Annotated in this window: 10 protein-coding genes; 1 reads left to right on the top strand and 9 read right to left on the bottom strand. The window is 35.4% G+C overall.

What is annotated here, in order from left to right:
* Position 1 precedes the first annotated feature (1 nt).
* The 7 genes from KF896_11360 to KF896_11330 all read right to left on the bottom strand — a co-directional run bounded on the left by KF896_11360 (position 2) and on the right by KF896_11330 (position 8,009).
* Positions 2–841: a hypothetical protein gene (locus tag KF896_11360; GenBank protein ID MBX3044306.1), complete on the bottom strand. Its 840-nt coding sequence runs from the start codon at positions 839–841 to the stop codon at positions 2–4.
* 2 nt (positions 842–843) lie between these two features.
* Positions 844–2,001: a hypothetical protein gene (locus KF896_11355; protein MBX3044305.1), complete on the bottom strand. Its 1,158-nt coding sequence runs from the start codon at positions 1,999–2,001 to the stop codon at positions 844–846.
* Positions 2,002–2,019: 18 nt separating this feature from the next.
* Positions 2,020–2,586 (bottom strand): outer membrane beta-barrel protein, encoded by a 567-nt coding sequence (locus KF896_11350; GenBank protein MBX3044304.1) that lies wholly within the window; start codon positions 2,584–2,586, stop codon positions 2,020–2,022.
* Positions 2,587–2,707: 121 nt separating this feature from the next.
* Positions 2,708–4,120, bottom strand: a complete 1,413-nt coding sequence (gene terL / locus KF896_11345) for a phage terminase large subunit (GenBank protein ID MBX3044303.1) — start codon at positions 4,118–4,120, stop codon at positions 2,708–2,710.
* A 402-nt stretch (positions 4,121–4,522) separates the two neighbouring features.
* On the bottom strand, positions 4,523–5,776 hold the full coding sequence (gene ftsZ, locus KF896_11340; GenBank protein MBX3044302.1) for a cell division protein FtsZ: 1,254 nt from the start codon (positions 5,774–5,776) through the stop codon (positions 4,523–4,525).
* Positions 5,777–5,813: 37 nt separating this feature from the next.
* Complete coding sequence (gene ftsA, locus KF896_11335) at positions 5,814–7,202, bottom strand: cell division protein FtsA (protein MBX3044301.1); 1,389 nt, start codon at positions 7,200–7,202, stop codon at positions 5,814–5,816.
* 36 nt (positions 7,203–7,238) lie between these two features.
* Entirely contained in the window at positions 7,239–8,009 is a 771-nt protein-coding gene (locus KF896_11330) for a hypothetical protein (GenBank protein ID MBX3044300.1), read from the bottom strand.
* Positions 8,010–8,660: 651 nt separating this feature from the next.
* Between KF896_11330 and KF896_11325 the strand changes: the two genes are divergently transcribed.
* Positions 8,661–9,809, top strand: a complete 1,149-nt coding sequence (locus KF896_11325) for an OmpA family protein (GenBank protein MBX3044299.1) — start codon at positions 8,661–8,663, stop codon at positions 9,807–9,809.
* 149 nt (positions 9,810–9,958) lie between these two features.
* Here the strand turns inward: KF896_11325 and KF896_11320 are convergent, their stop codons facing one another.
* Positions 9,959–10,441 (bottom strand): GNAT family N-acetyltransferase, encoded by a 483-nt coding sequence (locus KF896_11320; GenBank protein MBX3044298.1) that lies wholly within the window; start codon positions 10,439–10,441, stop codon positions 9,959–9,961.
* 6 nt (positions 10,442–10,447) lie between these two features.
* Positions 10,448–11,059, bottom strand: a complete 612-nt coding sequence (locus KF896_11315; protein MBX3044297.1) for a PorT family protein — start codon at positions 11,057–11,059, stop codon at positions 10,448–10,450.
* Positions 11,060–11,142 lie beyond the last annotated feature (83 nt).

Below are 11,142 nucleotides of genomic sequence, written 5' to 3'. Positions count from 1 at the left end.
ATCAATTCACCCTGTTAAACATGATTGATACTCTCCCCTTTTGTGGAGGAAGTGTTCCTGTGTTTATATCTGAAATCAGTACAACAAAATAATCGCCTGATTGGGAGCGATATACAAACATATCACCTGCACTGACACGAATAGCAACATTTTGATTATTAACCCTGTCGAGCAGCATATTAATATCAGCTTGAGGCGCAGCAGGAACTCCCTGCTGACCGGTAACATTTTCGTTAAGATTATTTAAAATGCTGATGTCATTCTGTGTATAATTTCTTGGAACAAAACTACCCTGAATTCCTCTTCCATATTGACTTAAATTATCTATTGATGAAATTATCAAATCACGGTTAAAATCAATATAATCACAAAACAAATTTGCATTATCTGTAAGAAAATCATCTGTAATTCTGGCAAGATTTCCTTTGAATTTAAGATCTGCAGTAGTATCTATCATATTAACATCCATAATCAAAATATCACCCATCATAGCAGAATTAATTGGAGAGTTATCAAAAATAGCGATTTTAAATGCCTGATTATTTGAGTAATTCAGTGATGAGACTACAATCTCACCCGTTAAGGCAAATCTTTCATCATTGACAAAAGTACCTGTCAGATTATTTCCTGCCGGGAAAACAAAATTATGAACTGAATATGACGGACCCGGTTTGAATTCATCATCAATTCTGATAAGTTCAGCATTAAACTCAGTAATTGTTGCCTCTCTGACCAGACAATCAAACTGTGGATTATTTACAGGCTCTACTCCACAATCACAGCAGGAATTCAGAAAATACGCTGTAATAAAAACAATAATATAAAATAGTTTGATTTTCATTTTCAATATCCTAAAGTAATTCCGAGTCTGAATACAAGCATATTGATTCTCCTTGAATTACTTACATTATTATACAAAATTGTATTATAAGTTTCACCGACTGCAACTGACCTGTATCCAAGGTCGAAAGAAATATCAAAGAAACAAAATGGCAGAGGTATATCTACTCCAAAGCCAAATCCATAAGACCATGGGATACTTAGTCGGACATCAGGAAGTGCAAAACAGTCATCTTCATCGCCACATTCACCGCAAATGCTTGCTGAAAAAAGTTGTCGTGTTTGTTCATCCATTGCAAAACCAAGCTGTGCATAAGTAAAAGGATACATACAAAGGAATTTATCGAACTGCTTTCTGCCATGTAGCATAAGCAATGGTCTTTGGATATTTTCTCCTGCTACTTTAGAATTATAAACAGGCACACCGGAGCTGACCATCAGACCCAATCCCCAGCCATCCCATCGGTATCCGGTTGCAATTTCAGCAAAATAAGCGTCTCGACCTTCAGGAAAACCATTCGCATTAAGGTCATTATAAACAGCATATCCGCCTCTGATTTCAGTAAAATAATTCTTGTAATTGCAGTCAGGACATCTTAATTGTAGCGATAAACTAAGAGGATTGCAATTACAGTCAAAGGCATCCGGACAAATATTTATAAATAATGAGTCAACAGGAACTTCGCGGATTGCTCTTGGGTCAAGCGGGTCGTTGAAATTTTCGAACCAATTGACATTATCATATTGATTTGTACCTAATTTTGCTCTGAGTTCAGGTTTTTGGGCGACCAAATCAACATTCACTATTGGAATTTCTTCAGCAGATGCAAGATTACTTGCTTTATTATCTAAAAAAAGAATCGAGTAATTACTTGAAAATGTTGTCGTATCAGTAATAGGACATGAGTTTGGAGTTGTTCTCTTAATAACTTTCAGTACAGTACCGCGTAAAGTTGTGCCATCACGGGTTACTATTTTATCATCTTTATCTTTAAATTCTCTGAATTTAGTTTCTTTCTCGGTTTTAATCCTTACTGCATCATCTTTACGGTCAATAGTTGAGCATGAAGCAAGTACCATCAAAAGCAGAATTAGAATCACAATATAAGGAGTAATACTGCAAAATGAAAATGGTACAAACTTAGATTTTATTTTACACATTAAATTATCTTTCATGGCTTACAACTTTACATTGAGAATTAAGTTCAGATGCAGGTATTGTATATCAATTCTTTCCTCATCTTTCAAAATTATATTCGGCATATTGTATGAGGCATTCAGGTCAATCAAAAAGCAAGTTCTGAAAAGATTGAAGCCATAGCTTACACCACCGCCACCCAAAGCACCCAATCCAAATCTTGATGTATTATCTGTATTTCCGGCAGAGCTAAGGGTAAGACCAAGTTGCAAATAAGGGAAAGCTACATTATCATAACAGTTCAGCCCCAAGAAATTATATCTTACTTGCGGAGTAATATTGAGCATATTTGTATAAACTGCTGCATCAGGATTTAATCCATCCTGAGGGTCAAATTCGGAATACTCGAATTTTACACCATACCATAATTTACAGTAGTAGCGGTTCTCAAGATTGACAATATAGCTCATTGCGGGCTTATTGATTTCTTCAAAATCGGAAAATGGCTGGACATAACCGACTCCTAATCCACCGTAAATTTGAGCTAAAGAATTATTTGCAGCCGAAATTGTGAGAATCAATACTATCAGTAAAATGACTTTTTTCATAATATTATATCTTATATTTTTGAAATCTAAGTTAATTGTCTAAATATAAAAATACAAAAAAATAATTACAGTAACAAAAGATTGATAAATATAAGCAATTTCAGTCTTCAATATCAAATAATTATCTTTTGCTTTTGGAACTTTTTGGCAAAATCCCGGTAATTGGATTGATAAGCATACAAACATAAGCTAAAGCATCCACCTGATCATCATGTTTGTCGCGAGGAAATTTCATAAGTTCACTTTCAAGTTCGGGAAGCCATTTAGCGTCTTTATCAAAAAAAATCATGCCATTTTCAAATTTAGATGCTACAGGAAGCGCTCTTGTAAGTTTGTCTGTATCGGGCTTGAGTGCCTTGACCGGAAATCCGCATGAAGCAGCATTTTGCACAAGTGCCGATTGATACTGAACGCTTTCAATTCCAATTAATCTGGGCGAATGTTTGTCATTCAAAGATTGGACTAATTCAAGATGCTCTGCAGGCGAAATTCTTTTCCTGACAACATCAATAACTAAAATTTTATTATCCTCGCTGATAGCAACAGTAATTGCTACTGTGTAGTCAGCTGATGACGAAAGTGAAATAGCAAGGTCAACAGCAGTCCAGTTTGTACAGCTCTGTTTATTGATAGTTTTAGTATGCTCTCCATTTTGCAGTACATAATTATCACCTTCAATGTAAAAATATCTGAAATCAGTTTTCTTAAAAATACCACCACCAATATTTACCGGATTCTGCTGATATAGTGACTCAAACCAATATGAACCCAGCTCTTTTTTAAGTTTTTCGAGTTTTGCACAAGAAAATCTTCTGCTCCAGAGCGGGCTTCCCGGCTTCCTTCCGAGTAAATCATCATTTTGTGCAATCGCAGGAATTTTTACAATTTCCCAACCATCTTCACTATCCCAATTTTCGATTATTCTGCCGCATAAATCGTCTTCGTGCCAGCGGGTCATCATTACAATCATAGTTCCATCCGGCTCCAATCTTGTATATGCAGTACTTCTGAACCAGTCCCATAATTTCTCTCTTTGAGAAGAGCTATTAGCTTCCTCGTCATTTTTGACAGGGTCATCAATAATAAAAAGGTCAGCTCCTTTGCCTGTAATTGGTCCACCTGCACCAACACAAGTCATACTTCCTGCACGACCATCAATTTCGAAGTGTCCTGCAGAATGTGAGCTTCCACTTAGCTTGATTCCAGCCAGTTCATAACCGAACTCTTCAATCAATTGCTTTACTTTTCTACCCCAGCTTTGAGCAAAAGTTGCCTCGTAGGAGCTGAGAATAATTCTTTTATCAGGATACCTGCATAAATACCAAAATGGGAAATATTTAGATATTAACTCGCTTTTACCGTGACGTGGCGGAAGATTTATTATAAGTCTTCCTGATGGATTTTCGGCTGCTTTGCTTATCAATCTGTCAATATAAGCTATATGTTGCGGATATATAAATTTACCACCCGAAATTTTGACGGCAGTCAGAGCAGGAGTAAGCTCAGATAATTCAACTTTTTGTTTATTTTCCATATTGCGAAAATAAATAAAAAGTCAATAAGCTCTCAACAAATCAATTTAGAAATTAATTAATTTTGATGATTTAACCCGATTACTTCAATAAGGAGATTTTTTCTCTTGAATTGTAACAGAAAAAATCAAAATTAGTCAAGCTGTTTAAACCGATAATACTTTACGTCACACTGAGCGAAGTCGAAGTGTTTTCTTTAGTCTTCGATTACGCTCAGACTGACAAAACATATGAATTATACTTTTCTGCCATGCATTAATTATTTCTATTGAATATTTATGATTTATAATAAGTGATATAAAAAAAATGGAGCTGATGCATCTGCAGGTATCAACTCCATAATGTTTATGTTTAACTTTTCAATTTAAGGGCTTATATCTATATTTTAATACGCAGATTCATAATTATGCATGTTCCAATACTTCAGGAGCATTAATATTAATACCCATTCTTTGATAAGTAGGAATATCAAAGCCTTTTAATTTATCCTCACCTTTTGGTGCTTTATCATAGTTAAAAGCTGCAACTTTACCCCAAGGGCTTGCAACATTGGTAGGCTTTGGAAGTGTAGGAACAGGCATTTTGGTTTTAATATTTGGAACTTCAGAGGTTTGCTTGACATTTGCTTTGCCGTTATTACTGATAATCGGTTCCTGCATAGCTTCAACCTTTTGAACTTTTTCAACGATTTTGTTTTCTTCAAGTTTAAAACCTGTCGCAACAACAGTAACCATAATCGTATCACCAAGTTCTTCGTTTTCGGTCACACCATGAATAATATTAGCATCATCACCGGCAGCTTTTTCTACAACTGACACAGCAGAAGCGATTTCGTGCATTGATAGATTCGAAGAACCTGAAACATTGACAAGCACACCCTTTGAACCTTTAATAGAAATATTCCCGAGGAGTGGTGATTTGAGAGCATTCTCAGTAGCCTGAACTGCGCGGTTATCGCCTGTGGCATAACCAATACCCATAATTGCATCACCCATATCTTTCATTACAGCCTTGACGTCAGCAAAGTCAACATTGACAATGCCGTGAGTCGAAATAAGCTGTGAAATTCCCTTTGTAGCCTTATATAATACGTCATCAACCAATCTGAATGCTTCCTGAAAAGAAATATTCTTATCAATTACATCCAGTAATTTCTGATTATGAATTACAATAAGCGCATCCACGGAACCTCTCAATGCTTCAATACCATCCTGAGCTGATTTAATCCTCTTTTTGCCTTCCCAGTCAAAAGGTTTGGTCACAATGCCTACAACAAGAGCACCCATCTCGCGAGCAATTTTAGCAAGCACAGGTGCAGCACCGGTACCTGTACCACCGCCCATTCCTGCAGTAACAAATATCATATCTGTATCCCTAAGGATTTCCTTGATATCTGCACTGCTTTCTTCGGCAGAGTTCTTTCCGGTTTCAGGATTACCTCCGGCACCAAGTCCTTTCGTTAGTTCCTTGCCAAGCTGAATTTTCACCTTTGCAAGATTCTGGTCGAGAGCTTGTTTATCTGTATTTGCTACAATAAACTCGATGCCCTCAAGATTGTCTTTAATCATGTTGTTAACTGCGTTGCCGCCGCCACCGCCGACACCTACTACCCGAAGTTTTGCACCTTCGGAATTCTGAACAGCAATACCTATAGCCATAAAATAATTCCCCCCGGAATTTAATTTAAAAAATAATTTATAATTCTTTTAATTTGTCTGTAATTTTTTTTAAAATATTTGATATATTCTTCTTCGCTTCTAACTTTGTTTCTGATTTTTTAGCTTCTTTTTCATCTCCAAAAACAGGTCTTGGTCTGTCTTCAACTCTCGCTTTTACTTCCTCTTTTTTGGTAACCTCAGTCTCACTTTTTTGTTCATTTGTGTAAACAGGGGCTTCTTCCATTTTCCAAAGAGCCAATCCAACTGCAGTAGCAAACATAGGATTTTCTATTTCAGGACCTAATCCTTCATAAGTGAATCCAGATGGAATACCAATCTTCACAGGTAATTCCAGCACTTCTTGAGCAAGGTGGTCTATGCCTCTGAGTAGTGTACTTCCGCCGGTTATAACAACACCGCCTGCTCCGAGACTATTATAAAAACCCGAAGCTTTCAACTCGACTTTGACTAATTCAAATATTTCAGCTACTCTCGGCTGTAGAATCTGACATAGTAGCTTCTTGCTTATTTCATGAGGTCTTCTGCCCGAAAGACCGGGTATCATAATTAATTCATCATGAGCGATTGAATCAGGATATGTGTGCCCGTTTTCTTTTTTTACTTTTTCAGCATTGGCGAGAGTAATTCCAAGCCCCTGCTGTAAGTCATTTGTAACCTGATTACCGGCTATACCAAATACACTTGTATATCTTATAATACTATCTGTTATGACAGCTATATCAGTTGTACCGCCACCAATATCAACCAAAGCCACTCCAACTGCCATTTCATCATTTGCCAACACAGCTCTTGAGCTTGCAAGAGGCTCTAAAACAAGATTTCTTATTTTCAGTCCGGCACGGTCAACACATCTTGAAATATTTTGTATTGCTGTTTTAAGTCCGGTAATAATATGTACGTTCGCTTCCAGACGCAGTCCGCTCATACCTACAGGATCCTGAATACAATCCTGACCATCTACTACAAAATCTTGCGGAATAACATGTAAAATTTCCCTGTCAGCCGGAATATTTATTTTTCTTGCCTCTTCGAGAAGTCTGGCTACATCCTGTTTTGAGATTTCTGTGGATGGATTGGAAATCGTGATAATGCCTCTGCTTTGGATAGATTCTACATGATCACCGGCAATTCCAATATTTACTTCAGAAATTTTTATGCCGGACTGCTGCTCAGCCTGAGCAATAACATTTTTGATAGCCTTGGTTGTTCTGTCAATATTTACAACAACACCGCGATTCAAACCTTCGCTTTCAGCAATTCCGATTCCGAGTATTCTCAAATTGGGATTATTAGGCTCAACTGATGCAACAAGGGCGCAAATTTTTGATGTACCAATATCCAGACCAACTGTTATCCTTGGTTTGATATCCGTATTTCTTTGATTTACACTGTAAAATTCTGACATACTTAATACCTTAATATTTTAATATTCTATTTCAATTTAGGTGAGCTTTCCTATGACAAGTCTTTTTTCCCACCTTAAGTCTAAATAATCAATTTTAATTTTTTCGTTTCCGCAGATACTTGACCCCAGAAATGTATAATACTTTTTCAACTGCTCGTTTAAATTTGTCCTACTGTCAATAATCAGTCTGTAAGCATAGTCTGAACTGATTATATCGAATGTGTTATGTCCTCTACCCGGCATAATTTCGGAAATAATTCCCAGATATTCACTGCTTTCATTTATTATTCTGTTTAATAAACTTGCCACTTGAATGAATCTGTCGTTACCGGAAATACCACGTATAACCGGAAAATCATTGTCAGGAAATTTTTCCGAATAAGGAAAAACAAAACCTGAAGCATCTACAAATTGCAACTCTCCATCCTGATTAATTGTAATTGCAATCGGTTTTCTTTCGGTGATGAATATTTGGAATTCTCCATTAAACAGAGGATTTATCCTTACTTCATCAACAAAACTATTTTGCATAATTATTTCAGTTATTCCAGCAATGTCAATATCTTTGATGTACTTACCGGTTATAATACTTTCTAAAGTGTCATTAAGATCGCTTGAATTTACCATAGAATTGCCATAAACTCTGATATAGTCAATAGAGCGGTTATCTCTCCAACTATCTGAGATTAGCGATAAAGCTGTAATTGCCAATATGACTATCAGCAACGAAAGTATCAGCCAGGGACGCTTGTTGCGTTTCTGACTTACAGGCTCATCAAGTTCATTCATATTTTCAGCGTCAGTCAATTTATTACCGCAATAAATTTGAATGAATAATTAAAAAATCTTAGGTTGTCACCTTAAAATTTTTTAATAACTGTGCAAAATGCACTATACAACTATGTTTTTTGAAAAAGGGGGAAGATATTTGAGGGTATCTCCCAACTTTATGCTGCGATTTCACTCTTTACTAAAAGCAAAGATATAAGTCTTTGATAATATATACAAATTTTATTTTAAAAAAAGTAATTTTTTTTGCATTTTTTTTAAATTTTTTTTCAACACATAAAAATTAGTAAGTTTATTGAAAAATCAGAATTTAACAAAATTTTAGTAATAATACATAAAGCAAAGCCGGCTATATATCATTATTTCCAAAGATTAAACCCAATCATTTAATAAATATACAGAAATTAGCAGTTTTATTATTTAGAAATAATTACTAGTTTTCGTTAAAATATTTTATTTTAATAAAAATTTTTATACTTTTGTGATTATTATCAATTAATTTAGTAAAATTATCTTAGGTAAAAAAAAATGATGAGAAAAATATTCTGTTTTATAATTTTATTATTAACTTTTTCAATTGTATTAAGTCAAATAAGCTATTCTCAGCTTAATTTAAAAAAACTAAAGAAGAAAACCGAGAAAAAGGTAGAGCAACGAATAGAAAGAAAAGTGGATAAAGAAATTGACAAAACCCTTGATAAAGTCGAGGAAGCAGCTGAGGGCAAAGATACTGAAACTCAGAATAAATCTGATCGCCGAGACAAGCAACCCAATGATACACATAGTAAAAGTGACCGCCGAGATGCACCTTCCAAACCGCAAGCTCCAATCTCAACAAGTGTCCTGAACTGGTCGAGCTATGATTTTGTTCCCGGAGACAAGCCTCTGTTCGAGGATAACTTGATTGGTGAAAAAAATGGTGAATTCCCTTCTCGCTGGGATTTAGTAAAAGGCACTGTGGAGATTGCTCAAATAGACGGAGAAAATGTTATTTTTATTCGTGGTAGTGGAAATATGTATAATGGTGGTATCGTGCCACTTTTAAAAAATCCAAAGGAAGATTATCTACCGGATGAATTTACGATTGAATTTGATGCTTTTTTCAAAGCAGGTGTCAAAAAGCAAGATTATTACATAACTTTGTTTGACAGAAAAAATCAAAAAAATAAGGACATTCGGCATATTAAATTTGGTTATGGATATGCGAACTATGATAAGACCACAACCAACTATAAAGATTTAGGACAAAACTCAGCCCCTGATAATGATACATGGCGCCATATTTCCATATCTTTTAATACAAGAGCTTTAAAAGTATATCTGGATGAAGTACGAGTTCTGAATATTCCGAATCTTGGAGGCAACCCAACAGGTATAACATTATCTGCCGATGCATATAAAAGCACTCCTCATATACATTTTATTAAAAATTTCAAAGTGGCAGAAGGTGCTGTTCCTCTATATTCCAAAGCGATTTCAGAAGGTCGCATTGTTACTCGCGGGATAGTCTTCGACGTTAATAAATCTATAATCAAACCAGAGTCAATGGGTGTAATTAATGAAATAACGAAGTTGATGCAAGACAATCCGGATGTAAGGTTTTTGATTGAAGGACATACAGACAGTGATGGTTCTGCCGAAAGAAATATGCAACTTTCTGATGAAAGAGCAAAAGCTATTAAGACAAAACTCGTAGAACTCGGAATTGATACATCAAGACTTGAAACAGCCGGAATGGGTCCAACTAAACCTATTGCAGATAATACTTCACCGGAAGGTAAAGCTATGAACCGAAGAGTTGAATTTGTGAAATTGTAAAAATTTTTGAAAATTATCAAAAAATGGCAGACTTTATTATTTGAAGTCAGCCATTTTTATTTTGTTTAAATTTTTGTAATATAAGGTTGTTATATATTAAATTCCGTTTGTTATTTACTTTAGTACTTTTTTGATTTAACACCATCCATTCATAAGCAATTTTCAGCTAAATTAAATAATTTTTCGCCTGAAATTCTGTAAACAAGCCATTCATCGAGTGGCTTGGCTCCTAAATATTCGTAGAATTCCCGGGCAGGATTCCATTCAAGTACACTCCATTCCATTCTGCCACAATTATTTCTAACAGCTTCCTTTGCTACAGATGCCAGTAATGCCTTGCCAATTCCAAGTCCACGATATTCCGGTTTCACGAATAAATCCTCCAGATATAATCCGCGTTTGGCAAGAAATGTCGAATAATTGAAAAAGTAAAGTGCAAATCCAGCAGCTTCAGAGTCTTTTTCAGCTATCAGAACTTCTGCAGCCGGATTTTCACTAAATAATGTTTTCTTTATCTGATCTGTATCTGCACTCACTGCGTCACTAAGTTTCTCAAATTCTGCTAAATCCTTAATAAAACTTAGTATAAGTTCTGAATCTTCACTTGCTGCTTTTCTAATTGATAATTTCATATTTTTTTACAGTAGTTTCCAACCAAGAGTAACAAGAAAAGTATGTGCTCTAACATTGAAATTCTGGCTTTCGTAATTGCCTTTATAAATATCGCTGAGAGAATATTCATATCTGGCATTTAATGTAAATGAAAAAATGTCAATACCTGCACCGACCTGAACTCCCCAAGTATAATCTTCAAAACTGCTTTCATTGTAAACTTCGCTTATTCCGGCTAATCCCTTGTCAGTAATTATTGAAATTACAGGACCGGCTTGCACATTCAGACCTATAGCTGCACCGTCAATCAACTTATATCCCACCATTATCGGCATTTGAAACATTCCTGCATGAACTTCAGTGCCTCTGCCTCTTAATCCGGAATTTTCCCAAAATTCATTCTGAAATTCAGCAAAGCCTCCACGATTAGCATAGAGTAATTCAGGCTGAAGGAAGAATTCATTTCCGAATCTTGCAAATATTCCTATCTGAAACCCGCTTTTTAAATTGCTGTTAATCTCGTTCCAGTCTGTGCTGAGCTCAGTTGTATTATAGCCGATTTGAATTCCTGCATTAAAATTGGAATATGCAGTTAAAGGTGCAAAAATCAACAAAATTGCTATGAAATACTTTCTCATATTCTTTTTCCTAAAGTAATTTTTCAACTTATGAATTGACGGAATATTTCTAAAAAAGTTTCTATAATATCTTAGATTATTAA

It is taken from the genome of Ignavibacteriota bacterium, from assembly GCA_019637995.1.
GTDB lineage: Bacteria > Bacteroidota > Ignavibacteria > Kapaibacteriales > UBA2268 > JANJTB01.
Note: the sequence above shows the minus strand (reverse complement) of the source record. Positions and strands in the feature narration are given on the sequence as shown.

Bases quoted from the DNA above. Each gene is read 5' to 3' on its own strand.
- KF896_11360 (MBX3044306.1), bottom strand. From the start codon at position 841: ATGAAAATCAAACTATTTTATATTATTGTTTTTATTACAGCGTATTTT.
- KF896_11355 (MBX3044305.1), bottom strand. From the start codon at position 2,001: ATGTGTAAAATAAAATCTAAGTTTGTACCATTTTCATTTTGCAGTATT.
- KF896_11350 (MBX3044304.1), bottom strand. From the start codon at position 2,586: ATGAAAAAAGTCATTTTACTGATAGTATTGATTCTCACAATTTCGGCT.
- terL (MBX3044303.1), bottom strand. From the start codon at position 4,120: ATGGAAAATAAACAAAAAGTTGAATTATCTGAGCTTACTCCTGCTCTG.
- ftsZ (MBX3044302.1), bottom strand. From the start codon at position 5,776: ATGGCTATAGGTATTGCTGTTCAGAATTCCGAAGGTGCAAAACTTCGG.
- ftsA (MBX3044301.1), bottom strand. From the start codon at position 7,202: ATGTCAGAATTTTACAGTGTAAATCAAAGAAATACGGATATCAAACCA.
- KF896_11320 (MBX3044298.1), bottom strand. From the start codon at position 10,441: ATGAAATTATCAATTAGAAAAGCAGCAAGTGAAGATTCAGAACTTATA.
- KF896_11315 (MBX3044297.1), bottom strand. From the start codon at position 11,059: ATGAGAAAGTATTTCATAGCAATTTTGTTGATTTTTGCACCTTTAACT.